The sequence below is a fragment of the Lactiplantibacillus paraplantarum genome (assembly GCF_003641145.1).
Classification (GTDB): domain Bacteria; phylum Bacillota; class Bacilli; order Lactobacillales; family Lactobacillaceae; genus Lactiplantibacillus; species Lactiplantibacillus paraplantarum.
Window position 1 is genome coordinate 2,228,510 of the sequence record NZ_CP032744.1, and the last position, 24,790, is coordinate 2,253,299.

Annotated in this window: 26 protein-coding genes and 1 other annotated feature; of the genes, 7 read left to right on the forward strand and 19 right to left on the reverse strand. The window is 45.5% G+C overall.

What is annotated here, in order from left to right; genetic code table 11:
* Nucleotides 1-116: 116 nt before the first annotated feature.
* The 4 genes from trpX (at nt 117) to LP667_RS11105 (ending at nt 4,416) form a co-directional block, all read left to right on the forward strand.
* Nucleotides 117-1,115 (forward strand): tryptophan ABC transporter substrate-binding protein, encoded by a 999-nt coding sequence (gene trpX, locus LP667_RS11090; RefSeq protein ID WP_021732696.1) that lies wholly within the window; start codon nt 117-119, stop codon nt 1,113-1,115.
* A complete protein-coding gene (locus LP667_RS11095) occupies nt 1,112-2,020 on the forward strand; it encodes an ABC transporter permease (RefSeq protein WP_021732697.1) in 909 nt (302 codons plus the stop codon). Before trpX ends, LP667_RS11095 begins: the two co-directional genes overlap by 4 nt.
* Nucleotides 2,007-2,789 (forward strand): ABC transporter ATP-binding protein, encoded by a 783-nt coding sequence (locus LP667_RS11100; protein ID WP_021732698.1) that lies wholly within the window; start codon nt 2,007-2,009, stop codon nt 2,787-2,789. Before LP667_RS11095 ends, LP667_RS11100 begins: the two co-directional genes overlap by 14 nt.
* 271 nt (nt 2,790-3,060) lie before the next feature.
* Nucleotides 3,061-4,416 carry an FAD-dependent oxidoreductase gene (locus tag LP667_RS11105; protein WP_021732699.1) on the forward strand — a complete coding sequence of 452 codons (1,356 nt, stop codon included), beginning with the start codon at nt 3,061-3,063 and terminating at the stop codon, nt 4,414-4,416.
* Between the two features lie 1,075 nt (nt 4,417-5,491).
* Here the strand turns inward: LP667_RS11105 and LP667_RS11110 are convergent.
* The 15 genes from LP667_RS11110 to hisJ form a co-directional block, all read right to left on the reverse strand.
* Nucleotides 5,492-6,352, reverse strand: coding sequence for an NAD(P)-dependent oxidoreductase (locus tag LP667_RS11110; RefSeq protein WP_021732700.1), 861 nt, complete (start codon nt 6,350-6,352; stop codon nt 5,492-5,494).
* Complete coding sequence (locus tag LP667_RS11115) at nt 6,349-7,122, reverse strand: TerC family protein (protein WP_056988387.1); 774 nt, start codon at nt 7,120-7,122, stop codon at nt 6,349-6,351. Before LP667_RS11115 ends, LP667_RS11110 begins: the two co-directional genes overlap by 4 nt.
* A 183-nt stretch (nt 7,123-7,305) precedes the next feature.
* Nucleotides 7,306-7,860: a sugar O-acetyltransferase gene (locus tag LP667_RS11120; protein ID WP_021732702.1), complete on the reverse strand. Its 555-nt coding sequence runs from the start codon at nt 7,858-7,860 to the stop codon at nt 7,306-7,308.
* 70 nt (nt 7,861-7,930) lie between these two features.
* Nucleotides 7,931-8,083 (reverse strand): hypothetical protein, encoded by a 153-nt coding sequence (locus LP667_RS16780; protein ID WP_021732703.1) that lies wholly within the window; start codon nt 8,081-8,083, stop codon nt 7,931-7,933.
* Nucleotides 8,084-8,654: 571 nt separating this feature from the next.
* The gene (gene hisC, locus LP667_RS11130; protein ID WP_021732705.1) at nt 8,655-9,725 is read right to left on the reverse strand and encodes a histidinol-phosphate transaminase; all 1,071 of its coding nucleotides are present in this window, start codon (nt 9,723-9,725) and stop codon (nt 8,655-8,657) included.
* Nucleotides 9,726-9,736: 11 nt separating this feature from the next.
* The gene (gene hisE / locus LP667_RS11135; RefSeq protein WP_021732706.1) at nt 9,737-10,057 is read right to left on the reverse strand and encodes a phosphoribosyl-ATP diphosphatase; all 321 of its coding nucleotides are present in this window, start codon (nt 10,055-10,057) and stop codon (nt 9,737-9,739) included.
* A gap of 168 nt (nt 10,058-10,225) precedes the next feature.
* The gene (hisI, locus tag LP667_RS11140) at nt 10,226-10,552 is read right to left on the reverse strand and encodes a phosphoribosyl-AMP cyclohydrolase (RefSeq protein WP_021732707.1); all 327 of its coding nucleotides are present in this window, start codon (nt 10,550-10,552) and stop codon (nt 10,226-10,228) included.
* Nucleotides 10,549-11,307 carry an imidazole glycerol phosphate synthase subunit HisF gene (gene hisF, locus LP667_RS11145; protein ID WP_021732708.1) on the reverse strand — a complete coding sequence of 253 codons (759 nt, stop codon included), beginning with the start codon at nt 11,305-11,307 and terminating at the stop codon, nt 10,549-10,551. The genes hisI and hisF overlap by 4 nt, the downstream gene beginning before the upstream one ends.
* On the reverse strand, nt 11,301-12,020 hold the full coding sequence (hisA, locus tag LP667_RS11150; RefSeq protein ID WP_021732709.1) for a 1-(5-phosphoribosyl)-5-[(5-phosphoribosylamino)methylideneamino]imidazole-4-carboxamide isomerase: 720 nt from the start codon (nt 12,018-12,020) through the stop codon (nt 11,301-11,303). The genes hisF and hisA overlap by 7 nt, the downstream gene beginning before the upstream one ends.
* Nucleotides 12,001-12,627: an imidazole glycerol phosphate synthase subunit HisH gene (gene hisH / locus LP667_RS11155; protein ID WP_021732710.1), complete on the reverse strand. Its 627-nt coding sequence runs from the start codon at nt 12,625-12,627 to the stop codon at nt 12,001-12,003. The genes hisA and hisH overlap by 20 nt, the downstream gene beginning before the upstream one ends.
* Nucleotides 12,628-13,212: an imidazoleglycerol-phosphate dehydratase HisB gene (gene hisB, locus LP667_RS11160; protein ID WP_003644682.1), complete on the reverse strand. Its 585-nt coding sequence runs from the start codon at nt 13,210-13,212 to the stop codon at nt 12,628-12,630.
* A 72-nt stretch (nt 13,213-13,284) separates the two neighbouring features.
* Nucleotides 13,285-14,571, reverse strand: a complete 1,287-nt coding sequence (gene hisD / locus LP667_RS11165; RefSeq protein WP_021732711.1) for a histidinol dehydrogenase — start codon at nt 14,569-14,571, stop codon at nt 13,285-13,287.
* Nucleotides 14,571-15,227: an ATP phosphoribosyltransferase gene (gene hisG, locus LP667_RS11170; RefSeq protein ID WP_021732712.1), complete on the reverse strand. Its 657-nt coding sequence runs from the start codon at nt 15,225-15,227 to the stop codon at nt 14,571-14,573. Before hisG ends, hisD begins: the two co-directional genes overlap by 1 nt.
* Nucleotides 15,220-16,371, reverse strand: a complete 1,152-nt coding sequence (hisZ, locus tag LP667_RS11175; protein WP_021732713.1) for an ATP phosphoribosyltransferase regulatory subunit — start codon at nt 16,369-16,371, stop codon at nt 15,220-15,222. The genes hisG and hisZ overlap by 8 nt, the downstream gene beginning before the upstream one ends.
* Nucleotides 16,372-16,548: 177 nt before the next feature.
* Nucleotides 16,549-16,780: a binding site (T-box leader), on the reverse strand.
* A gap of 58 nt (nt 16,781-16,838) precedes the next feature.
* Nucleotides 16,839-17,675 carry a histidinol-phosphatase HisJ gene (gene hisJ, locus LP667_RS11180; protein WP_033609667.1) on the reverse strand — a complete coding sequence of 279 codons (837 nt, stop codon included), beginning with the start codon at nt 17,673-17,675 and terminating at the stop codon, nt 16,839-16,841.
* Between the two features lie 915 nt (nt 17,676-18,590).
* Between hisJ and LP667_RS11190 the strand changes: the two genes are divergently transcribed.
* From LP667_RS11190 to LP667_RS11200, 3 genes are all read left to right on the forward strand, one after another.
* Nucleotides 18,591-19,754, forward strand: coding sequence for a VanZ family protein (locus tag LP667_RS11190; protein WP_056988386.1), 1,164 nt, complete (start codon nt 18,591-18,593; stop codon nt 19,752-19,754).
* An 83-nt stretch (nt 19,755-19,837) separates the two neighbouring features.
* Nucleotides 19,838-20,746, forward strand: a complete 909-nt coding sequence (locus LP667_RS11195) for a magnesium transporter CorA family protein (protein ID WP_021732716.1) — start codon at nt 19,838-19,840, stop codon at nt 20,744-20,746.
* 14 nt (nt 20,747-20,760) lie between these two features.
* Nucleotides 20,761-21,108, forward strand: coding sequence for a DUF1801 domain-containing protein (locus LP667_RS11200; RefSeq protein WP_021732717.1), 348 nt, complete (start codon nt 20,761-20,763; stop codon nt 21,106-21,108).
* A 260-nt stretch (nt 21,109-21,368) separates the two neighbouring features.
* Here LP667_RS11200 and LP667_RS11205 read toward each other — a convergent pair whose 3' ends face one another.
* The 4 genes from LP667_RS11205 to LP667_RS11220 form a co-directional block, all read right to left on the reverse strand.
* Nucleotides 21,369-21,878 (reverse strand): MerR family transcriptional regulator, encoded by a 510-nt coding sequence (locus tag LP667_RS11205; protein WP_021732718.1) that lies wholly within the window; start codon nt 21,876-21,878, stop codon nt 21,369-21,371.
* Between the two features lie 45 nt (nt 21,879-21,923).
* On the reverse strand, nt 21,924-22,751 hold the full coding sequence (locus LP667_RS11210) for an SDR family NAD(P)-dependent oxidoreductase (RefSeq protein ID WP_021732719.1): 828 nt from the start codon (nt 22,749-22,751) through the stop codon (nt 21,924-21,926).
* A 44-nt stretch (nt 22,752-22,795) separates the two neighbouring features.
* Entirely contained in the window at nt 22,796-23,299 is a 504-nt protein-coding gene (locus tag LP667_RS11215) for an SRPBCC family protein (RefSeq protein ID WP_021732720.1), read from the reverse strand.
* Between the two features lie 314 nt (nt 23,300-23,613).
* Nucleotides 23,614-24,675: an aspartate-semialdehyde dehydrogenase gene (locus tag LP667_RS11220; RefSeq protein ID WP_021732721.1), complete on the reverse strand. Its 1,062-nt coding sequence runs from the start codon at nt 24,673-24,675 to the stop codon at nt 23,614-23,616.
* Nucleotides 24,676-24,790 lie beyond the last annotated feature (115 nt).

Below are 24,790 nucleotides of genomic sequence, written 5' to 3' on the forward strand. Positions count from 1 at the left end.
CACAGCAGGCTTCGGTTCCGTAAAGGGCAAACCAGAGCTTACTGGTTTGCCCTTTTTTATTGGCTTTGAACTTGCCCGAACTTAAGAAATCTTTTGAGGTGATTAGATTGAAACGTATGATTGCATTTATTAGTGCCTTAATCGTCTTTCTAGGGGTAGCCTTTGTTATGACTGGCAAAACTACCGCTACGAAAACGACCAGTACAAAGAAAGTGCCAACAGTTGGCATTCTTCAACTTCAGACCCACCCCGCTCTCGACGCCATTCATCGCGGCGTGGTCGCTGGTTTAAAGGAATATGGTTATATTGACGGCAAAACCGTTAAGATTGATTATCAAAACGCGCAAGGTGATCAGAGTAACCTGAAAACGATGAGCCAGAAATTCATGAATGAAAACGCGGCATTAACAGTTGGGATTGCCACCCCCGCGGCACAAGCACTTGCCTCGGCGGCGAACAAACAAACCCCCGTCATGTTAGCAGGGATCACTGATCCATCTGGTAGTGGCCTCATCAAAAGTGATCAGCATCCAGGTGCTAACATTACCGGGACTTCAGGCGAATCACCTCTGAAATCACACTTAGATTTATTGCGCAAGTTAGTGCCAAGCGCTAAAACTATCGGCATTATCTATACCACGTCAGATCATGGTGGTGAATATAATGCCAAAAAATTCGCGCGGATTTGCAAGCAAGAAGGCGTGAAGTACAAGTTATACACGATTGCGAACACGAACGACATGCAACAAGTTGCTGAAACGATGGCCGCTAATGTCGATGCCGTTTACGCGCCCCAAGATAACGGTGTTGCTAGCGCCATGAAAACCCTTGTCTCCGTAACAAACAAGGCTAAAATTCCAGTTATTCCGGCCGTTGATACGATGGTTAAAGCGGGCGGTCTCGCAACCTTATCCGTTGATCAATATCAACTTGGTAAGCTAACCGGAGAAATGGCTGCTAAAGTTTTGAAAGGTAAAGCAACGAGCGATTACCCAATCAAAGTGATTACTAAGGGTAAGATGACCATCAATTTGAGTGAAGCTAAAAAACTCGGCATCAAGTTCCCTGCTAGTGTTATTAAAGAAGCCAAGACGAAAGGGGTTATTTACAAATGAGTATGATCGTATCAAGCATTGGCCAAGGTCTCTTATGGGCTACCCTTGGCGTCGCATTATTTTTGACATTCCGAATCCTTGATTTTCCTGACATGACCGTTGAAGGTACTTTCCCGCTCGGTGCAGCAACTGCCGTCATGGCAATCAGCCATGGAATGGGGCCCATCACCGCTTCCCTACTAGCCTTCGTTGCGGGCGCGATTACGGGACTAGTAACCGGCCTACTTTATACCAAGGGTAAAGTGCCAATTCTCTTAGCTGGTATTCTGGTGATGACCGCGTGCTTATCAATCAATTTACGCATTATGGGTGGCAGCTCCAACGTCTCACTACTTGGCAAACAAACCATTTTTTCTAATCACTTTTTAGAATCATTACCTAAGTATTTTGACAGCGTCTTTGTTGGCCTCGTTGTGATCAGTATTATTACCGTGCTTCTGATCGTCTTTTTACAGACTAACCTCGGTCAAGCCTTCATTGTCACCGGTGACAATCGTGAGATGGCACGCTCGATCGGCATCAATACCGATAACATGACTATCATGGGTTTAATGGTTTCCAACGGCATCATTGGTCTGGGCGGCGCACTAATTGCGCAAAATAACGGTTACGCTGATGTCAGCATGGGGATTGGGATTATTGTAATCGCACTAGCTTCGATCATAATCGGTGAAGTCGTCTTTGGCGAATTGACATTGAACCAACGACTCGTTGCGGTCACACTTGGTAGTATCTTGTACCAGTTCGTGCGCTTATTAGTCCTCCAATTGGGATTCAACACCAACGATATGAATTTATTATCCGCATTGATTTTGGCTATCTGCCTGATGCTGCCTCAATTCAATAAAGTCTTACACCTTAGCCATGTTTTGAAGAAGGGAGTGGCCCGTTATGACGAACAATAACGCTCCATTATTATCATTAAAAAACATCGTCACTAAAGTTAATCCCGGAACCCCGAATGAGGTTAAAATCTTGCGGGGACTCAACCTAGACGTCTATGACGGGGATTTTATTACCGTCCTCGGTTCCAACGGTGCTGGTAAATCGACCCTCTTTAATACGATCAGTGGTGAATTACCCGTTGATAGCGGCACCATCCAATTACGAGATCACGATATTACCCGACTTTCCGTTGAAAAACGGACGGCCTTCCTGGCGCGGGTCTTCCAAGATCCTAAAATGGGGACCGCACCACGAATGACCGTTGCCGAAAATTTGCTGCTCGCTAGTCAACGTGGCAAACGGCGTACATTGAAATTACGGCAATTAAAAAAGCATCTGCCACACTTCCAGGCCCTGACAGAAACCATGGACGGCAACGGTCTTTCTGAGCGGCTCAATACCGCGACTGAAAATCTATCTGGTGGTCAACGACAAGCGCTGAGCTTTTTAATGGCAACTGAACAGCGTCCCGACCTCTTGTTATTAGATGAACACACGGCCGCCCTTGATCCCAAAACTAGCGCCCAGCTCATGACGCAAACTAATCAGCGCGTTACAGAAGAAAAGCTAACTTGTTTGATGATTACACATCACTTAGATGACGCACTTAAGTACGGTAACCGCCTGATTGTCCTTGATCAGGGTCAAATCAAGTACGATGTTCGTGATGCGGAAAAAGCACAACTGACAAAGGAAAAACTGTTAAGTTTCTTCGATATTATTGAATAAATTAAGTCTAGCCTGTTAATACTGACACCCAGTCATCAATTTTTTGATGACTGGGTGTTTTTTACAGCTAATTGTAACCGTTTTAGTTGTGAACAATTTATTTTAGTGCTATATTCTAACTAGAATATTTCTAAACTGAGTGGTGTCGACATGCACAATCATTTCTAGTTAATAATTTAGAATAATTACAAACTGCCCTTGTCGACAAACTTAGTTCGTGTTATATTCTATTTAGAACAGTTCTAAACTAAAATTTGGAGGCTTTACAATTATGAAAGTTATTGTCGTTGGTTCTTCTCATGGTGGTTATGAAACGGTTCGCGGTATTTTAGCCGCTCAACCAGATACGGAAATTCAATGGTACGAAAAAGGCGATTTTCTGTCATTCCTCTCATGCGGGATGCAGTTATACCTCGAAGGTACCGTTAAAGATGTTAACGCCGTCAGCTATGCCACGCCTGCTGGAATGCAAGCGCAAGGCGTTCACGTCTTTGTAAATAGTGAAATTAGTAAGGTCGACCCTGCTAGTCACAGTGTTCACGTTATTGATCACGCCACTGGTGACGAACGTGATGAAGCTTATGACAAGCTAGTCCTAAGTGTCGGCGCAGTACCATTTGACCTACCAGTACCCGGCCATGACTTAGCCAACATCTACGCGATGCGTGGTCGCGACTGGGCCATCAAATTAAAGGCCAAGACCGTTGACCCCAGCGTTAAAAATGTGGTTGTCATTGGCTCCGGTTATATCGGTATCGAAGCGGCTGAAGTCTTTGCTAAGGCCGGCATGCACGTCACGGTTATCGACTTATTACCACGTTTACTCAGCCTTTATCTTGATCAAGAATTCACGGATATCTTAACTAAGACGATGGCCGATCACGGCATCTATGCCGCCGTTGGCCAAGGTATTAAAGCGTATGAAGGCGTTGATGACCACGTCACCAAAGTGGTGACCGACCAAGGCGAATATCCAGCTGATCTAGTCGTAACCGCCGCCGGAATTCGGCCAGCAACTGGCTTCTTGAAGGACGTTGTCGACTTGGATGATCACGGTTTGATCAAGATCAACGACCACCTCCAAACGAGTGACACTGACATTTACGCCGTCGGGGACGCGACCTTAGTCCCATTTGCCCCTACTGGCAAGGATAACCGCATTGCGTTAGCCACTAACGCTCGTCGGCAAGGTCGGATTGCCGCTAAGAACTTACTTGGCGAAAACGTCCCAATGCCCGCCGTTTCTGGTTCATCCGCACTTTCCGTCTTTGACTATCACTTTGCTTCCACTGGTGTTAAAGAAGGTACCGCTGATAAACTGGGCGTCAAGACAGCATCCGTGTTAGTCACCGATACCATTCGGCCTAAATTTGTCTCTGAAGACGCTGGCAACACCAAAGTTTGGTTCAAACTAACCTTTGACCCAACTGACGGTCACGTGCTTGGTGCGCAAATCATGTCGAAGTACGATGTCACAGCTAACATCAACGCCATCTCAGTGGCTATTCAAGCTAAACTGACTGTTGCTGACTTAGCTTACACGGACTTCTTCTTCCAACCAGGCTTCGATCGTCCTTGGAACATTATCAACGTCGCCGCCCAAAAAGCAGCCGCAACCTTAAACTGAATCAATTAGACCTTAATTAAGCCATGAAACATCAAACGGATTCCTCAGCCACACATTGCTGAAGAATCCGTTTTTTAATGCCAGTCATCAGAATTGACAGTGTAACAAGTTTATTTTCAGATATCATTTCATAAAACACCATGCTAGACGTTGTACTAGTTATTACTGAGCATCAATCGTGATTAAAATGTGCCAGTTAGATTACTGTTCGTCAGCCGGTGTGCGTCCTATTCCGACCTCCGGAGCTGGGTGCCAATTGCTGGAACGCAGCCGACGTCGATTTGAGCTAACGCCCAACCCGCGTCATCTCAAATACGAGTCTTATTCTAAGCCGGAAGCAACCCACTTCCGACTAAGAATAATTGGGCTACTGAGCATTGTCACCCAGCCCCTCCAGTCGGTAAGCCGCTCGAATGGCTGATAAAACAGCCACTTAACTCGGTATAATAGGTCGTTGAATATTTTGATACTGACACTTCAGTTAGACGTTGCGTTATCATCGTTCATTTTAACTATTCCAATACTACGCATGACGATTTAGACATAGTTCTACTGTCACAATAGTACTATCAGTCTGAAAGTTTGATGACAAGATTATCGTTTGAGAAGAATAACGATCAGTCCTTCAAAAACTGGGTACGCCTATGTCTGCCTTTAGAACACTGTCCCGGCTGGAAGGCGTTTCTGACAATGCTCAGCGGTGAAATTCCACTTGGCAAGCGTTCTTTGCTTGGTTAGTGGAAGATCAGTATTTAAGACGTGGGTTGCGGCTTAAATCTGTGTCCACCGCGTTCCAGCAATTGGCAGAAATGCCTGGAGGTCGGTTTAGGACGAACCATCAAAGCATGTTTACGCTAACTCGCACTTTTTCCAGCGGGCCTAAGCTGGCTGCTTTTGAACTTACACAACTGGCACATTTTAATCACAATTCATGACAAATTAACTCGCACCATGTGTATCATGTTAATAAAAGACGGGGATTCAGAAAGGTTTAACTCGCTGAATCCCCGCCTTGATAACTATTATCTCAAGAAACATATGCTGTTTGAGCGACTTTCATCAAGTCGGCCACGTGCTAATAAATATTAATCAAGCCCTGAGTGCCTTGATCACCCAAGCCTTTGACATCGACCATTACTTCATAAAGTCGTTTAGCCTGCGCCGTCGCAACCAGATTAAGTCCCATCGCATCCGCCTCACTCAAAGCAATCCGCAAATCTTTAAGAAAATGGCGGGCAAAGAAGCCCGGCGTGTAATCGTCCTTCAAAATCCGGGGCACGTAATTATCCATGCTCCAGTTATCGGCACCACCGCTGGATAACGTTGCCAAGACTTTTTCCGGATCAAGACCGGCTGCCTTGGTATACAATAACATTTCAGTTAAGCCAGTCATCGTCCCTGCAATCATGATCTGATTGGCCATCTTAGCGTGTTGGCCGGTACCAGCATCCCCAAAATGATTGACCTTGTGACCAAGAACGTTGAATAACGGTAACATCGTCTCGTAAGTAGCGGTATCGCCACCAACCATCACTGTCAAGGTGGCGTTTTGAGCACCAATATCACCACCGGACACGGGCGCATCCAAAGCATGCATGGCGTGTTCACGCGCGTAAGTCGCAATTTTAACGGCTAACTTGGGTTGGCTCGTCGTCATGTCAATCACTGTTTTTCCAGCAGCCAAGCCGCTGAAAATCCCGTGATTGCCAAAATAAACTTGGTCAACGTCCTGTGGAAACCCAACCATGGTGAAGACCACGTCACTCATTTGTGCCACGGCAGCCGGCGTATCCGCCCAAGTGGCCCCCGCCGCAACTAACGCATCCGCCTTACTTTTTGTCCGATTATAAACCGTCATATCATAGCCAGCTGCCATCAGATTGCGGACAATCGCTGCCCCCATGACGCCGGTACCAATCCAACCTAATTTCATCATTTACGCACCTTTCCTTCTACGCGCTGTTCATTGCGGAGACGTCGCCAAAAATGAATCAGGAGCGTGATCATAAATGCTACTAATACGATACCACCAAAGGCCGTCGCGGGAATATCCCAACCAATGGCAGGAATCGAAATAAATAATTTAATGGCAATCAAAACAATCAAGCAGTATGCCATCGTTTCCAGTTCAGGAATCTTACGCATTAATCGCATGATTACTTCAGCAATCCCGCGCATGCAAGCAATCCCAATCATGCCACCAATCAAGACGATGACTGGATTATCAGAAATGGCTAATGAAGCTAATACCGAATCAATTGAAAAAATAATATCCATCATTTCAATCTGAATCACAACTGACCAAAAATTACTCAAGCCAAAGAAACGTCGTTGTTTCTTCGGTTTCTGTGCCACCGCAGCCCCATTTTTCGGCTGACTAAAATACCGATAAACCAAGTACACTAGGTAAGCCGCACCTAACACCTTAATCTCCCAAAAACTAATTAAATACGTCCCGATTCCAATAATCAAGAATCGAAACACGTAGGCCCCCCATAAGCCATAGAATAACGATTTTTCGCGTTCTTGTAAATTATCTAAACTCTGTGTTTGCGCTGCCAAGACGACGGCGTTATCAACTGAGAGCAAACATTCAATAATCGCTAATGATAAAATAATCAACCAATCATTAGCAGATGTTATCACGTTGCCCCAGTTAGTTGCGCTGAAGAAGGGTCCATACAACTGTTCGATTAAATGTAACAAGCGGCATCCTCTTTCTCTCAATTTGATTTGCTAATTTAAGTATACCCGTAAAAATAATTGATGACGCTTCCGCGAACTAATTTTCAAAAATAAAACTTATTTTCATCGTATTTACGAATCATTATTCTAATAAGCTGTCTGTGGATAACAAAAAAACTAGCCTATTGCTAGTTTTCTAACCCATCATTCTAATGTCCGGATGACTTTAGCTGGCACACCGGCCACTAATACATTATCTGGCACATCATGTGTCACGACCGCTCCCGCAGCGACCACGACATTATTACCAATTGTCACGCCGGGGGTAATTACCACTCTACCACCAATCCAGACATCATCACCAATCGTGACTGGATGCCCTTGTGCAAGGTTAGCACGTCGGCCACGTGCCGTTAACGGATGATTGACCGTATAAATATCGACATTCGGACCAATCATTACGTTATCGCCAATCCGAACCGGCGCAATATCCAAAATCGTTAAATTATAATTGCTGAGAAAATTATCGCCAACGTGAATATTACGACCATTATCGCAATTAAAATTAGCTTGCACAGAAAGATTGCGGCCATAGCTACCTAAAATTGCTTGCATCTTGACAGTTTGCGCATCAGGATCCGTCGCATCAATCTGATTGAATTCTTGACATAATTGGGCCGCGCGCGCCTTTTGTGCAGCCACCTCAGCGTCCTTAAATTGGTACCACTCACCAGCGGTTAATTTTGCTAATTCTGACATTGTGCCACACTCCTTTAGATTTATTACTTTAACTGTACGACTTAGAGTATGCTCCAAGTCAACCAAAAACTTACTGATTAGCCACTGTCGAACCGAGCGTCCACGTCACCGTTCCTGTATAAGTCGCTGCTCGGGCCGTTGCCGTATTAACTCGTAGTAACAGTCCATCATTTGCCGACCAGCCACTCGAATGACAGATGAATAGACCCTTAGCTTGAGGCAATTGGTCATTGCGTATTTTGATACTAGAACTTCAATTAAACGTTAAGTTGGCATTAACCATTGTAGACATTTCAATACCAATATGGATATTTAGATATGGTTAGGCTGTCGCAATAGCATCGTCAGTCTGACAGTTAAATGCCAAAATTACCGTTTGTGAATAACAACAATCAGGCCATCAAAAGTTGAGTACATCCCTGTCAGTCATTCGAATACTGTCCTGACTGTAAGGCGTTTCTGACAATGCTCAGCACTGCAAGCGTGTGGACTCAGTCTAACCCGAACACGTTTCGTCAATATGGCATTAAAGCGTGGAAGATCAGTATTTAAGACGTGGGCTGCGGTTTAAATCTGTGTCCATCGCGTTCCAGCAATTGGCAGAAATGTCTGGAAGTCGATATAGAAAGCACCTACCAAGTAAGTCCACCCCAATCAGAACTTTTCTCAGTGGGCCTAAGCTGACTGTTTTTGACTTTAGTTGTTTCGACCGCTTTAATCATGATTAATACCAATTGCATCGAAATTAACCATAAAAAGGAAACCCGCAAGTACACAGATTTCCTTCATATTATTTAAGCTTTAAACTCGCGCATCAATTGTTGGACCTGCCGATTATCGTCAGCAGTACCAATGGTTACTCGTAACCAGCCCGGTCGTAAGCCAGTTCTGATTAAATAACCATGCTGGCGTAAGTAATCGGCTAGTCGGTCTGCTGCGGGATAATTGAAGAAAATAAAGTTGGCCCCCGACTGATCATACGTCAGGCCTTGCTCATCCAAGAATGTTAACCATTTAGTACGCTCGGTTGCGTTTTTTTGAACAATAGTTTGAACAAAATCAGCGTCGTTAATCGCTGCCAAGGCCGCCACTTGTGCTAATGAATTTACGTTATAAGGCAACCGAATCGTTTGCATCGTTGACGCATACTGCAAGTTGAAGACCGCATAACCGACCCGGAAATTAGCCAAACCATATGCTTTTGAGAAGGTGCGCATGACGGCCACGTTCGCATACTTAGCAGGTAATTGCATGGCAGTGACCTGCGACGCAGCCGGGACAAAATCAATATAGGCTTCATCAATTAAGACCATCGTGTCAGTTGGGACTTGCTGAATGAAAGCTTCAATACTTGCCAGCGATTCAACTGTTCCAGTCGGATTATTCGGATTACATAACCAGACCATTTTCACCTGAGGGGTAATTGCACGCAGCAAACTAGTAAAATCAACGTGGTCATTCGACAATGTTGGCACACTGACTAGTTTAGCACCCTCGATTTCAGCGTGTAACCCGTATTCAGAAAACGTCGGTGTCGAGACCAACACTTGATCATCGGGAGCTAAAAATGTTCGTGATAGCATCACAATCATCTCGTCAAGGCCAACGCTAAAGACAATACTGGCTGGATCAATCTGTTGTTGCGCTGCAACTGCTTGCCGTAACACCGCCGCCTCAGCATCTGGATAACGATTGCTTTGAGCAAAATCCCAATTTTTGACGGCTTCGGCCACTGCTGGTGAAGTGCCATACGGATTTTCATTGGCTGACAACCGGACTAATTTGGCGACGCCCAATTCTGCTTGCAAAGTCGCCAGGGGTTTCTCTGGCACATACGGCTTTAACCGTTTAATACTAGCCTTCATCCAACTACCTCCTATAAATTATTGATTTCAGGTCGATCCTTGTAGTCACTCATCTTGCCCTCACGTTTAGCCAATTCTTGCTTGATCTGGTCAAAGCTAACACCACGTTCGACCAATAGCACTAAAACGTGATACAACAAGTCTGCCGTCTCATAAGTCAATTCATCATCACCAGGGTTTTTGGCCGCCACAATGACTTCAGTCGATTCCTCGCCGACCTTCTTTAAAATCTTATCGAGCCCCTTAGTGAATAAATAATCCGTATAGGAGCCCTTCTTAGGCGTTGCTTTCCGTTGTTTGATCAGTTCATATAATTCTTCCATATTTTGCATATTCGACACCACTTTCTTCTATAATATATTAATCAATTAATGAGGACTGAAAACCATCTGCCGTTAATCAACCATCCCAACATCACGCGTGATTCTTGCAGCAGATTAGCTTCCTACTAACACAACCGGGCTCACAGACGATGTCGTCAATTGCAACAGTCTAACGTCTCAGCCTTCATTTTCTAGTTCAACCGGGTTAAAGAAACAACTCGTATGTCCCGTATGGCAAGCGGGACCGTGTGGGTGAACTGTGACCAATAAAGTATCTTGGTCACAATCCAACGTCATACTGACGACATCTTGCAAGTTACCGCTCGTAGCGCCTTTGTGCCATAATTCTTGCCGTGACCGTGACCAGAACCACGTTTGGCCTGACGTCACTGTTCGGTGATAACTTTCAGCATTCATCCACGCAACCATCAAGACATCCTTCGTATCCGAATCAGTGACGACCGTTGTCAGCAAGCCATCGCCCTTCTCAAAATCTGGTGTCATCGTACACCCACTCCTCGCTCGCGTAATCTCGTTTTAACATCCGCAATCGTCAACTCGCCAAAGTGGAAGACGGAAGCCGCCAATGCACCATCAATCGGGGTTGTCCTAAAAACATCCACAAAGTCTTGTAAGTTACCCGCACCACCGCTGGCAATAATGGGTACGTTAACGGCTGCTCCCAGCGCCTGATACAACTTCGTATCAAACCCCGCCTTCGTGCCATCACGGTCCATACTCGTCACCAATAGCTCGCCCGCTCCTAATGCCACGGCCTGTTTTGCCCAAGCAATCGCATCTAGGTCAGTCGCTTGTTGACCACCATGCGTATAAACACGATATTGTTGTGTGGATGAATCCCACGCCGCATCAATGGCAACGACTATGCACTGATTGCCAAACTTCTCGGCCCCAGCACGAATCAGTTCCGGATTGGCCACTGCCGCAGAATTGATGGCCGTCTTGTCAGCGCCTGCTCGTAGAATCCGTTGCATATCCGCGACACTACTAATGCCACCACCAATCGTCAGTGGCATGAAAACCTGAGCTGAGACCTGCTCAACCATTGTCGCCATAGTCTCACGGTGCTCATTGGTGGCCGCAATATCTAAAAAGACTAATTCATCAGCACCCTGTTGTTGATAAGCCGCTGCAATCGCAACTGGGTCACCAACATCAGTCAAATTCACAAAGTTAACACCTTTCTTGACTCGGCCATCGGCAACGTCCAGACAAGGAATAATCCGTTTTGCTAACATTTAGTCACCCCCGCCAACTCAGCCAGTGTCACGCCGCCTTCAGCTAAGGCTTTACCAATAATGACATCTTTAAACCCACTAGCTTGTAAGACTTGAACATCGGTCAAATTTCGAACGCCACCACTGGCAATCAAGTTGGCCGTGGGCACTTGGGCTTGTAATTCTTGATACAACGCGAGGTTCGGCCCCTGCATCGTGCCATCACGCGCAACGTCCGTCACGATAAAATGCTTGGCACCACTTGCGGTCATCGTCTTCATTAACGTACTCATCTTGGTCTGCGACTGCTCCAACCAGCCTTTAATTGCCACATAGCCGTTGGTTCCGTCCAACCCAATCACGATTCGTTCGCCACCAAACTCACTTAGCAACTGTTTAACCAGTTGTGGATCAGTCAACGCAACCGACCCTAGAATCAAGCGGTCAATCCCCAATTTGAGATAATCAGTCGCAAGCTCGTAAGTGCGAATGCCACCGCCAAGCTCAATCGTACCGGTAAACGCCTGCCGAATCGCCGTAATCGTCGCTAAGTTTTCAGGACGACCAGACTTGGCCCCGTCTAAATCAACCATGTGTAGTTGCTGCAGGCCCGCCGCATTAATTTGTTGGGCTTGAACGACAGGGTCAGAATTGATTAACGTTGCTTGTTTAAAATCACCTTGGTAGAGCCGGACACTCTGACCGGCCCGTAAATCAATTGCTGGAAAAATCATTTGCACTCACCATTTCCTTAAAAGCTGCTAGTTGTTTCAGTCCGACTTGCCCACTCTTTTCCGGGTGAAACTGCATGCCAATCACATTTTGCCGCTGGACGATACTTGGGACCTGGACGCCGTGTTGGACCGTCGCCACAATTTCTGCTGCCGGGCAAACCGCGTAGTACGAATGAACGAAGTAAGTATAAGCTGCGTCAATACTGGCAAAGGGACTGTCAGAACGCTGGAGTTCATTCTGATTCCAACCCATCTGTGGGACTTTGACATTCAAGTCCGTTGGCAGAGCAGTAACGTGGCCGCTTAACAACCCCAGACCCGAATGCTCACCGTATTCTGAGCTACTCTCAAACAACAGTTGCATACCCAGACAAATCCCCAAAATGGGCTTACCATTCTGCGCTAATGTCTGTAATACGCTAACTAGTCGTCGTTCTTTCAAAGCAGCCATCGCCGCTGCGAAAGCCCCTACGCCGGGTAAAATGATCGCATCGGCGACCGCTAATTGTTGCGGGTCAGCCGTTAAAACGGTTGGCACTTGCAGGTAGTCAAAAGCTTTCTTCAGATTACGAGTATTGCCCGTATCATAATCGACGATCGCAAACATTTAAATCACACCTTTCGTGGAGTTGACCCCCTGAATATCAGGATTGATCGTGACGGCCGCCCGCATTGCCCGTCCGAACGCTTTGAACAAACTTTCAACTTTGTGATGGGTATTACGGCCGTACAGGATCCGTGCATGCAAATTCATTTCGGCAGCGAAAGCGACAGCCTGGAAGAAATCCTCAACTGTTTCAGTATCCAACCCACCGAGCCGCGGGTTAGTGAGTTCAGCATCAAAGACTAAGTAAGAACGCCCACTTAAATCGACACTGACTTGCCCCAACGTTTCATCCATGGGGACAAATTCCGTCCCGTACCGTTCAATTCCCTGCTTATCACCCAGCGCCTGCTTAAAGCATTCACCAAGCACGATTCCCGTATCTTCAGTCGTGTGGTGCGGGTCAACGTCGAGGTCGCCATGACACTTCACGACCAGCCCGAAGCGCCCGTGCTTCGCAAATAAGTTCAACATGTGGTTCAAAAAACCAATTCCGGTATCAATTTCGATACCACTCTGCTCATCTAAATTCAAACTGATTTCAATCTGGGTTTCTTTCGTTTCACGTTTAATCGTTGCTTGTCGCATATTCATTTCCTCCTCATCTACTAAAACGACTATCGACTGTGGTCACAATCAGTATCAACTAATGGTTGCTCCTTAATCATAGTAAGTGTCGAAACGGCTCTCAATCGCCCGTGCGTGGCCTTCCAGACCTTCGACCCGCGCCAACGTGGTAATCGCTGGGGCTTCTTTTGCCAACGCATCCTTGGTGTACTGAATAAAGGACGTCCGCTTAACGAAATCATAGACGCCAAGTGGTGATGAGAACCGCGCCGTGCCACTTGTTGGTAAGATGTGGTTCGGGCCTGCCACGTAGTCGCCAAGTGGCTCGGAAGCGTAGCGCCCTAGGAAGACGGATCCTGCATTTTTGATTAAATTCAAATATTGAGTGGGATTTTTCAGTTGTACTTCCAAGTGTTCTGGTGCCACCGTGTTCATCAAGTCAAACATTTCTTCAACTTTCGCAACAACGGCAATGAACCCTTTTTCGTTGACCGCTTCCGTGGCAATCGCTTCTCGTGGTAAAACTTTCAACTGCGACGTCACGTTGTCACTAACGGCCTGCGCCAGATCGGCACTATCCGTAATCAAGATTGGTCGAGCACGCTGATCATGTTCAGCCTGGCTCAGTAAGTCAGCCGCTAATTGACGTGGATCGGCGGAATCATCCGCTAAAATCCCAATTTCTGACGGACCGGCGACCATGTCGATTGCTACCTGACCAAAGACTTGTTTTTTCGCAGTAGCCACAAAGACGTTGCCGGGACCAATAATCTTGTCAACTGCTGGAATTGATTCCGTCCCATAAGCTAAAGCAGCAATCGCTTGAGCACCACCGACCTGATAAATGGCGTCGACGCCAGCGATTTTGGCTGCGGCCAACACTGCCGGATTGATACCATCTACTTGCGGGGGTGTGACCATAATGACTTCGCTGACACCAGCGATTTTAGCAGGCAACGCACTCATCAGTAACGTTGACGGATACGCGGCCGTGCCACCGGGAACGTATAATCCGACCCGCTTGAGCGGTAACAGTTTTTGCCCGCGAAGGACCCCAGGTTGTTCCGCATCAATGAACCCCGTCGCCTTTTCTTTTTCGTGAAAACTCGTGATATTACGCTTTGCTAACAACAAGGCGTCCTTTACTTGGGGATCTAAGTTCGCATAAGCGTCGTCAATCACCGCTTGTGACAATTTAAAATCCGTCACATCGACGTTATCGAATTGTGCTTCATAGGCTTTAACGGCCGCATCTCCCTTTTCAATGACGTTAGCGATGATATCTCGCACGGCTGATTCAACTTTCAGGTCTGTCAATTGCTGGGTCTTAGTTTGAACTAAGCGTTTTAAACTAGCTAAATCTTTATTAATAATTTTCATTAGACAAACTCCTTTGGATTATTCATATTGATAACTGCGGCTAACCGGTCAACTAAATCAAAGATGGCGGTTTGCTGTTGTTTTAAAGCCAACCGGTTGACTACTAACCGCGTCGACACAGGTTGTAGATAGTCATAAATCTGTAAATGATTCTCCCGAATCGTGGTTCCGGTCTCAGTAATATCCACAATGGCATCGGCTAGCCCGGTCAACGGGGCCAATTCAACTGACCCCTCAATCTTGATGATTTCAACGTCTTGACCCAAACGATCAAAATAGCGTTGGGTAATCAGCGGGTACTTAGTCCCAATAATTTTCCGTCGTGGTGCAACCGGATCAAAGTCAGCAGTGGAAGCAAGTACGAATTGGCACTGGCCAACGCCCAAGTCTAAAAGTTCGTATTGGGTACTCTCGTGTTCCGTCAGAATATCACTCCCAACGATTCCGATATCGGCAGCACCTCGTTCGAGAAAGGTCGTCACATCAGGACCCTTTGCCAAGATAAACTCATAGGGCTGCGTCTCAGAATCAAAAATCAAGCGACGTTGCTTGTTACGAACTTGGGTACAATCCAACCCAGCCTGTTCAAGTAATGGCAGCACTTGTTGTTCCACGCGCCCCTTAGTCAAAGCAATCTTCAATCGTGTTTCAGTCATTGGTCACACCTCCAGTTAAATCAATCAGTTGGGCATTCAAACGTTGTGCTTCGATGCGCGCACCTGCCAAATCATCAGCTAAACTCAAAATGGCGTGCGATTGCTTTGCCAAGTAGGCTTCGGCTTGTGCCCACTGGGCAGGTTCAAAATAGATCAACTGTTCCGCATAGGCGGTTTGTTGATTAGTCGCTAAGGTCGTTAATAGGTCAACATTGAGGCCCATACCCACGGCTGGTTCGGCTTCAGCCTGAAAGTTTGTCAGCAATTTGTCATAGCGCCCGCCACTAAACAAGTAGCCTGCACCTGCCTGTGAATACCCCCGAAAAGTAAGCCCAGTATAATATTTTTGCGGGGCCTGACTACTCAAATCCACTGAAATGGCTTGCTTTGGCATCGTCTGCCGCATCCAAGTAACAACCGTTTGTAGCCGTTTAATACTCGGCTGAACTGTAGCGGGTAACGGTGCGGCCGCTAATTCTTGAAAGATACGTTCTGGTCGACCGAACAAGCGTGGCCACGCCTGGAGAAAAGCATAAAGTGGTTGCGTGCGATACTTACCAATCAAACTCGTGTAACGGGGAACCTGCTTATCAAACAGCGCAGTCAAAATCGCTTGCTGTTCAGTTGTATCGTCTGTCAAACTCGCTACGACCCGTTGTGCAAATTGGGCGTCGCCTAACTCGATCTCGACAGCATCCGCAATCAGTTCACTTGAAAGCTGATTAGCAATCGTCAAACATTCAAATTCAGCTTTTAGCGACGCGTAGCCGACCAATTCAACCCCCGCTTGCGTGATCTGGTTATACGAGCCCGATAGCTGTCGGCTCACCCGGAAGATATCACCAACGTAACCGAATTTTTGGGGTAACGGCACGTTGGTCGCACTAATGAAGCGGGCCACTGGTAAGGTCATATCGGGCCGCAAAACTAGCGTCCGACCATTATTGCTAAACAACCGATATAACTGGTAACTCCCCATCTGGTAAGGTTCGAATACCGCCTCGTTCTCTAATAACGGCGTTGCAATCGGCGCTAACCCCCGTTGCTTAAAATGGGCTTGGATCACCGCGATCAAGTGTTGCTTAGTACGGGCTCGCCGACCAAATTCATCACGAGTTCCTAATGGTAATAAGTGTTTCAACATAATTTACGCCTCCTAAAACGTCGTTATTTTTTAAAGCTAACCAAATCAATTCATACCGTTGTCTATCAAACACATTAACCAAAAACTTACATGCCACCCGGAGCGGCTTACTGTTCCATGATGCTGGCTTATCACAGGAACAAGTTGGAACTAAAAAACGCCCCCTTAGCAATTTGCTAAAAGGACGTTTTCGCGTGGTTCCACCTTATTTCATCCACCGCTCGCACGGTAGACCTCATGTTGATCAAGTCAACTTGGATAACGAAACCAATTCGGCTAAGGCTAATGAGACTGGTTCACCCTAGCAGTTCATAGATGTGTGTTCATTAAGTCTGTCTGCTCGGTTCTCAGCTACCCGAGCTCTCTGGATGAGGAAGACTTAACTACTTGTTCTAATCACAACCGTTTATTAAAATTTGATTAGTTGTTTAATTTAATATTCATTGTAGTCACTAACCTGATAGCTGTCAACCCTTAATTAATTTTTTTATGAGATGATAACCGCGACCAACACTAATAATATCATGCGCATCTGACCCATAGATCATCGGAATACCAAGCTTTTTCGCCCGCTTCAGAATCTGCTCACCCGGATAAAAATCATTACAAAATGGTTTGTAAAGACCTGCTAAATTCAAATCCAACTGCCGGTGCTGTTGCTTTATCAATGCCAGAATCTGATCAACTAATTCAAGGTTGTTCGCATCCAATGGCTCGTTCAAATTAAAGTAGTCCTGGTATTTGCGGACCAAGCTCATATGACCAATTCGCTGAGGAGCGTACGGACCCAAGTCAGTCTGTACTGAAGCTAAGACCGTCTGATAATAGTGCTCAAAGACCTGTTGTGGCGTTGACAACCATTGACCAAAGCCAGCTGAAAAATCATCGGTCGACATATCTACTGGCCAAAAATGGTCATGCCGACCACGCATAAAGTGCACCGATAAAATACTTTCCTGCGTCTGTGGGCCGTAAGTATTCAGAAAATCGCGCGTCCAAGCGACGTGATCAGGCAAAAAGTCAACCTCAAAGCCGACTGAAATCTCGATTTGCCCAGCATGTTTGACTTTCAGTTCGTTGGCTAATGCCAAATAATCGTCAACTTGATCCAACCGCAATGACGCCTCGGTATAACCGGCCAGCGTACCTTCATACTGGTTACGAAATGCTGGTGGCAACGGTGCATGCTCCGTAATGCAGTAACGTTGCATGCCTAACTGTATCGCCCGTTGCACCATCTTATCCGTTGCTTCACCGCTTCCATGCGGACATAATTCCGTGTGAGTATGCCCATCCATTAACATATCCTCATCACCCTCTCATAAATTATGCTTATTCAACCATACTTTTATAATTTAAGCAAACATCGGCGATGATGTTCAGGCCGATCCGGTCACATGTTCAAACACCGCTATCCTGTTGTGCCAGTCATCACTAATCATGATTAAAACGTGCCAATTAGTTAAGTTCAAAAACGGCCAGGTTAGGCCCGCTGGGAACAGGTGCGAGTTGGCGTAGGCTTACTGAGTTAGTCGACTTCCAGGCATTTCTACCAATTGCTGGAACGCGATGGACACAGATTTAAGCCGAAGTTCACGTCTTAAATACTGGTCTTCCACGCCTTAATGTCATATTAGTGAAACGTGTTCAGGTCAGACTGATAATACTATTGTGATAGTGTAACGATGCCTAAGTCGCCATGCTTAGTATTGGAATAGCTAAAATGGACGATGACAGCTTAACGTTTAATTGAAGTGCCAGTATCAAGATATTCAATAACTAATTGTGCCAAGATAGGTGGTCGTTCGTCTGCCATTCGAGCGGCTTACCGAACGTAGGGGCTGGGTGCCAATGCTCAGTAGCCAAATTATTCTTAGCTGGAAGTGAATTTCTTCCGGCTTAGAATAAGACTCGTATTTGAGATGACGCGGGTTGGGCGTTAGCTCAAATCGACGTCGGCTGCGTTCCAGCAATTGGCACCCAGCCCCGGAGGTCGGACTAGGACGAGCACGTGCTGACGAACAGGAATCCATCTAGTTGGCACGTTTTAATCATGATTAATACTAACTAAGGGTTAGCGCTTCTGGTGAACACCGGCGGTATCGCACCGAAAGTCTAATAATTTACTTATTTATTTATATTAATCGTCACAATTTCTTTATACCATGATATAGTCAACATTAGTTAAATTGCATCAATCATCAAAGGGGGGACCAGCCATGCACGAACTCATTACTAAACTTTATCAACTCGCACTTTCCAGTCACATTGTCAGTACGTTGCTGGAACCCGTGCATATCGTTATTTTGGCTTTACCCATCATGACCTTACTACTAGCCATGATTATCCTGACTGTCCAGTTACGGACCCGCCAAACATTGAGTGAACGTAACCTAATTAGTACCTATTCGTTCATTTGGTACTTGGCCGCGGCCTATTTACTGATTATTTTGCCGCTACCCACCCGCTCCTCGGTAGCCAGTTTGACCAGCGCCGAATATAATTTACAACCCTTTTACTTCTTATCGCAGTTGAAAGCACTCACGCCATTTGAGCTTGGCGACCCTAGTACTTGGTTAGCCGCCTTCAAATCCGACACCTTCTTTCAACCCTTCTTCAACATCCTATTATTCATGCCAATTGGTGCCTACTTAAAGTGGCGTCATCGCTGGCCACTCTGGTTGATCACCCTGACGAGCTTCTCGATTTCATTGTTCTTCGAGACCACTCAGTTAACTGGATTATACGGATACTACTCACGGGCTTATCGCATGTTCGATGTCGACGATTTAATGATGAATACTCTCGGTGGCATCGTCGGTGCTTGGTGCCTGCATCTCATTCCCAACAAGTGGCGCAATCGTGATCACAGTACCCGACTGAGTTGGCGTGACCACCCGATCAACTGGCGCCGAATTGGGGCACTGGCTACCGATTGGCTGATGATTGCCGCCTTTGATACCGTCTACTTTGTCCTAGTCAAACATTTTAATTGGCCACTACCACATGATTTTCGCTGGCTATACCTAGCCGATATCGTCCTCTTCTTCCTATTACCAGCTTGGTGCTGGCAAGGTAAGACGCTTGGCGGCCGCCTGCTCAATAGTCAAATCATGACGACAACCGGTAACCGCGCTAACCTCTGGCAACTACTAATTCATTACGGTGGCCTCTACTTCATCAGTCTGCCACTATTATTCTTAGACTTATGGTTATTCAACCGGCTCGGTAACGTTCCCAGTGCCACGCTTAACCGCCTCGACGTCTACCTCGTCTTAGTCTCAGTTATTTTACTAATAGTCAGTTATGATTTGTTATTGGCCCTATTCAGTCGTAGCCACCAATTATGGTGTGAAAAGTTAAGCCGGACAACCGTCAATTAGTTAGGTCGTGGCAAAACTTCCTTTGCGTTGACCCGCAACTCATGTTAAATTGAAGATATCTCAAAACGCTGGAAGTAAAAACAATGATAAAAGTCCATGAATTAAGCGACGATTTCCGTTGGGTCGCTGTTAATAATTATACTGAAAACGACTATCACCAACTCGTTAGTGAAGAACATGTTACGGATGAAATGCTAGGTTATGCAACCGACCAGCATGAACGTGGTCGGCTTGAATATGATGCTAAAAGTGCCATCACCACGATTATTTTCGACGTGGTCACTGAAGATGATGACGAAGGAACCTACACGGCACAAGTTAGCTTTATGCTGATCGACCACACGCTCCTGACATTCACTACTGATAACACCATCTTTGTCGAAAATATGTTAGCTGACGAAATCGATGCGGATTGGGAAGACGTGCTGCACCCATACGACCATATCTTCAACGTCTTGTACAAATTGTCGCGCCAATATTTTTCCGCTATCAACAAAATTAATAAGCAGCGCCAAGACATTCAAATGAAGATGAAAAAGCAAATTCAACGGTCGGTTATCATCCAATTAATGGATTTGGAAACCACGTTAGTTTATTTTTTAACTTCACTGAAAAGTAATAATGACATGCTACAATCACTGAAGCGCTTTGTTCCTGTCAAATTTTCAGCGGCGCAACTAGAACGGCTTGATGATATTATCGTTGAAGCTCAGCAAGGGTTGGAGATGGCCAACATTGCCTCTGACATTATCGGCCGGGTGTCCAATGCGTACTCCAATATTCTGGATAACAGTCTAAATAACACCATGTGGGTGCTCACCATCTTCTCGATCGTACTCACCATGCCCAACATCGTCTTCGGTTTTTTCGGTCAAAACGTCGACCTACCATTCATGAAAAATCCGTTCGGTTGGGAAATTACCGTCGTGATTGCCATTGCCCTATGCGTACTCACCATCTGGCTGCTGCGACGTAACTCATTTCGTAAATAAAGGAAGTCTTAAAAATGCCTAGTCGAGTCAAAGTCACGGATACCAACGATTACATCACCAAAGCCGCCATAACGACACAACCAATTTTGCGCACGCTTGACCAGCTTATCACGACTGAATTACCTGATTTCACTGCTAAAATCAAGTGGAATTTGCCCTTTTATGAACATGGCAAACAATACGTCAGCATCGCAGCTTATAAGGCTCACGTCAGTCTTAGCATTGCGACCGATCTTGATGATAAGACGCTCGCCGCTGCTAAAACGGCTGGCTACGCGACTGGTCAAAAGCGGCTTAATATTCAGTTGAACCAACCCGTTCCAACTGAACTAGTTAAACAAGTCTTACAATTAATTGCTTAATGCTTATCCCAACCCATCAACTTGTTAGGTTTAACCCAATAAGATCGACGAAAATGGCAGTCATTCTTGATTAGCGAATGACTGCCATTTCTTTGCGTATATCTTTTCAAATGCTTATTCTTGAGTGCCAAAAACGGTTGTCAAACTTTAATTATGCCTATGCAGCTAACTTTTTTAGACTTATTAAGGATACTCAAATCACCTGCTTAAGTTATCCTCATACAGACAATTTTTATTCATACGTTTAGTTATCACGACCGTTAACGGCGTCTTAAGCGGTAATCTTTCACATTCGCAAACCGGGCCAATTCATCCAGCTGGCCAGTTGTCTTCAAATATTGATCATACTCTTGATCTAATTCTGGCCGCACTTCATTCGTACCTGGTACAAAATGAATGTTTTCATGACCAGCTTCTGTGGCTGTCTGATAATACCATTCCTTAAACTTCAAATAACTCATTGTATCTTGTAAATCGGTAATCTGCTGTTGCAAGTCTTGTTCGTGCTTTTTCAACAGCTGATAGCGATCCGTCAATGTCGCGTCACCCTTCAGTCTGAGCGCAATAAAAGTCGCAATTTCTGCAACCGGTACGCCGGCATTCTTAAGACAGACAATCGTCCGCATCAGATGAATATCGTTGTCAGTAAAAGCGCGCCGGCCAATCGAATTACGCTGGACAAAGGGTAATAAGCCAGCTTTATCGTAGTACCGAATCGTATCGATTGATACACCTAACTCGTTTGCAACTTGTCCAATTGAATAAGTCATGCAGTTCCACTCCTTAGGATTAGTTTTCCAATTATCTTAACGCGTTTAATCATCCGTTGACAACGAAATATTTTCGCGTGATTGGATTTCAGTCACCAATCCTTGTAAATTTGCTAAACCGCCATGATAGGCAAAATCACCAAGTGGTAAGTGTGCTGGAATTTCACTTGCATTAGCCTGTGCAAACATTACCTGCGCAATACGTTTTGGATTGCCAGGAGCTTGTGTTACAGAATCAGCTACGCTTGCAACTGAATCACTAAAAGCCGCATAATCCTTGATTGTCGGCACGACCTTTTGTGAAGAACGACCTGACCACTGCGTCCGGGCGCCACTAGGTTCAACCGTCATCACCCGGATACCTAAATCAGCTACTTCTTGGCGTAACGTATCGCTGTAACCTTCAACGGCATACTTGGTTGCACTGTAATACCCCATCGTCGGTAAAGTAGTTAGAGCCAATGCCGATGATAAGTTAATAATCACACCCGAACGTTGTCTGCGCATCGTAGGGAGCACAGCCCGGGTCATATTCGCTAATCCAATCACATTGACCTCGAACATATACCGAACTTGGTCCATGTCACTCTCTTCAATTGTTGCAAAATAACCCAAGCCAGCATTATTGACCAAAACATCGATGGTTTTAAAACGCTCAATGGCCTTAGCAACGCCCGCTTTAATTTGGTCCTCATCGGTAACATCAATGACAACCTTTTCAATACGCTTAGCATCAAAAGCATCTAAGTAAGCCAAATCATCTAAGTGCCGGGCCGCTGCCACTAAGTTCGTATCTTTATTCTGCGCGACGATTGTGGCTAATGCCTTACCAAAGCCACTCGAAGTTCCTGTAATTAACCATGTTTGTGCCATTTTGTATGCTCCTCTTTATTCTCACTAACCAGTTTGCTTAGCCACTATTTCTTAGCTGCACGTACTAAGCCGTCTAACCAACTTTGGTGCCCATTCAACATTGGATTGGGGGTCTGTGAAGCTAAGTCCTTAGCTGGTTTACCAATTTGAGATTCTTGTGTTAATAATCTAATCCGGCCATCCGCCAACTTTTCAATTAGAAATGCATGATAAACATCAAATTGAGTATCTTGATCGCCATTTTGCCAACCATGCCAAGCTAGGCGAGCGGTCTTACCATCGGTTGGTTCAACTAATTCCATCACCTGCGCATCGATTGGAAAGCCAAACGTATCGAAGCGAAAATGTTCAGCAAATTTTAACTTAGAACTTGTCTGATTATCCAATACGATATTAGCCGCATTGTCATAGTACGTTGTCCATTTAGCTGTATCTACAAGATTCTCCCAAACAGCCGCTAACGTAACTCCTTCAGCGATGACCTCATTCGAAACAAAATTATCCGTACGACCTGGTAAATATTCAGTTGACCAATTGATTGATTGCATTAATAAGTCCTCCATATTTGTTTTGCGTTAAAATTTTATTCAAACTAACAAATTGGTATTAGAACATCTCATTGACCATTCATTAACTTTGAATAGCCCTAGCTTATATGCTGGAGCTGACTCCAGGACAAGAATAAAGACCAATCATTGACTGTGTCTTAATAAATTTTTAATTTTTCGAACCGAACTTCATCTTAGCATGTTCAACCACTACATTTGAACTAACTCTCGAATAGCTAGTCATAGCAAAAAAGCTGATTGCCAGAATCAATATTCTAGCAATCAGCTTTTAAATTTCCACTGACAAATCGGCTTTATTGCACGTGCAATAGGCCCATCTTGTCCATGGTCTCCGCAATCTGGACTGAGTTCCAAGCAGCACCCTTTAAGAGGTTGTCAGAAACATTCCACATGTGAAAGGCTTGCGGTGTTTCTTGATCAGGACGAACCCGGCCAACAAACGTGTCCTTAGAGCCTTCTGCATTATGGGCTTGCGGATAAATTTGGTTATCAGGGTCGTCTTGTAAGACTACGCCTGGTGCAGCCGCCAAAGCATCTTGAATGCCCTTGACGGTCGCCTTAGGATCTTCAACTTCAAAGTAAACTGATTCAGAATGACTCACTGGTACCGGAATCCGCACACAGGTTGCCGTTACTTTGATGTCCTTACTATCCATGTCGCCGCCACACATAATCTTTTTGGTTTCATGGATCATCTTCCATTCTTCATGGGTGTAGCCATCTTCCTCAAACACGTCAATTTGTGGTAACGCGTTAAAGGCAATTGGATAATGCTTCTTATCACCCGCAACCGGCAAGATATGGGCTTCCATCTCTTCACCTTTTAAGTAGGCTTCCGTCTCATCATGCAATTCCTTCAAAGCCCGGTTACCAGCACCACCAACGGCTTGATAAGTCGAAACAATGACCCGCTTTAAACCAAACGCTTTGCGCACTGGTTCCAAAGCGACGACCATTTGGATGGTTGAGCAGTTCGGGTTAGCCACGATTCCATGATGAAGCTTCAATGCTTCAGGGTTAACTTCAGGAACGACCAACGGAATCTTAGGGTCCATCCGGAAGGCACTCGTATTGTCGACAACTACGGCACCCCGTTTGACTGCTTCAGGGGCGAACTTCTTAGATACTGAGCCACCCGCTGAGAAGAGGGCTAAATCAATTCCTTCGAAAGATTCAGGAACAGTCTCTTCAACAGTTAAGGCTTGACCATTGAACTGTAATTGTTTACCGGCTGAACGACTTGATGCCAAAAGCTTAACTGAGTTAACAGGTAAACTCGTCTGTTCCACCATTTTGATCATCCGCGCGCCAACTGCACCAGTTGCACCGACAATCGCGACGTTATATCCACTCACTATGAAGACCTCGCTTTGATAGTTATTGAAACCTCATTATAGCACGTTTGTAAAAATTAGAAAATAATGAGTTTCGTGTTGGCACTAATTAATTTTACCCCACCACTAATCTCGC

Excerpts from the sequence above, each read along its gene's own strand:
- hisH (WP_021732710.1), bottom strand. The coding sequence starts at position 12,627 with ATGTTTGCGATCGTCGATTATGATACGGGCAATACTCGTAATCTGAAG.
- hisD (WP_021732711.1), bottom strand. The coding sequence starts at position 14,571 with ATGAAAATTATTAATAAAGATTTAGCTAGTTTAAAACGCTTAGTTCAA.
- LP667_RS11120 (WP_021732702.1), bottom strand. The coding sequence starts at position 7,860 with ATGTCAGAATTAGCAAAATTAACCGCTGGTGAGTGGTACCAATTTAAG.
- hisB (WP_003644682.1), bottom strand. The coding sequence starts at position 13,212 with ATGCGACAAGCAACGATTAAACGTGAAACGAAAGAAACCCAGATTGAA.
- LP667_RS11215 (WP_021732720.1), bottom strand. The coding sequence starts at position 23,299 with ATGCAATCAATCAATTGGTCAACTGAATATTTACCAGGTCGTACGGAT.
- hisG (WP_021732712.1), bottom strand. The coding sequence starts at position 15,227 with ATGACTGAAACACGATTGAAGATTGCTTTGACTAAGGGGCGCGTGGAA.
- hisF (WP_021732708.1), bottom strand. The coding sequence starts at position 11,307 with ATGTTAGCAAAACGGATTATTCCTTGTCTGGACGTTGCCGATGGCCGA.
- hisA (WP_021732709.1), bottom strand. The coding sequence starts at position 12,020 with ATGATTTTTCCAGCAATTGATTTACGGGCCGGTCAGAGTGTCCGGCTC.
- trpX (WP_021732696.1), top strand. The coding sequence starts at position 117 with ATGATTGCATTTATTAGTGCCTTAATCGTCTTTCTAGGGGTAGCCTTT.
- LP667_RS11205 (WP_021732718.1), bottom strand. The coding sequence starts at position 21,878 with ATGACTTATTCAATTGGACAAGTTGCAAACGAGTTAGGTGTATCAATC.
- LP667_RS11100 (WP_021732698.1), top strand. The coding sequence starts at position 2,007 with ATGACGAACAATAACGCTCCATTATTATCATTAAAAAACATCGTCACT.
- LP667_RS11200 (WP_021732717.1), top strand. The coding sequence starts at position 20,761 with ATGCCTAGTCGAGTCAAAGTCACGGATACCAACGATTACATCACCAAA.
- hisE (WP_021732706.1), bottom strand. The coding sequence starts at position 10,057 with ATGCAAAATATGGAAGAATTATATGAACTGATCAAACAACGGAAAGCA.
- hisC (WP_021732705.1), bottom strand. The coding sequence starts at position 9,725 with ATGAAGGCTAGTATTAAACGGTTAAAGCCGTATGTGCCAGAGAAACCC.
- hisJ (WP_033609667.1), bottom strand. The coding sequence starts at position 17,675 with ATGTTAATGGATGGGCATACTCACACGGAATTATGTCCGCATGGAAGC.
- LP667_RS11195 (WP_021732716.1), top strand. The coding sequence starts at position 19,838 with ATGATAAAAGTCCATGAATTAAGCGACGATTTCCGTTGGGTCGCTGTT.
- hisI (WP_021732707.1), bottom strand. The coding sequence starts at position 10,552 with ATGACACCAGATTTTGAGAAGGGCGATGGCTTGCTGACAACGGTCGTC.
- LP667_RS11190 (WP_056988386.1), top strand. The coding sequence starts at position 18,591 with ATGCACGAACTCATTACTAAACTTTATCAACTCGCACTTTCCAGTCAC.
- LP667_RS11105 (WP_021732699.1), top strand. The coding sequence starts at position 3,061 with ATGAAAGTTATTGTCGTTGGTTCTTCTCATGGTGGTTATGAAACGGTT.
- LP667_RS11095 (WP_021732697.1), top strand. The coding sequence starts at position 1,112 with ATGAGTATGATCGTATCAAGCATTGGCCAAGGTCTCTTATGGGCTACC.
- LP667_RS11210 (WP_021732719.1), bottom strand. The coding sequence starts at position 22,751 with ATGGCACAAACATGGTTAATTACAGGAACTTCGAGTGGCTTTGGTAAG.
- LP667_RS11110 (WP_021732700.1), bottom strand. The coding sequence starts at position 6,352 with ATGATGAAATTAGGTTGGATTGGTACCGGCGTCATGGGGGCAGCGATT.
- hisZ (WP_021732713.1), bottom strand. The coding sequence starts at position 16,371 with ATGTTGAAACACTTATTACCATTAGGAACTCGTGATGAATTTGGTCGG.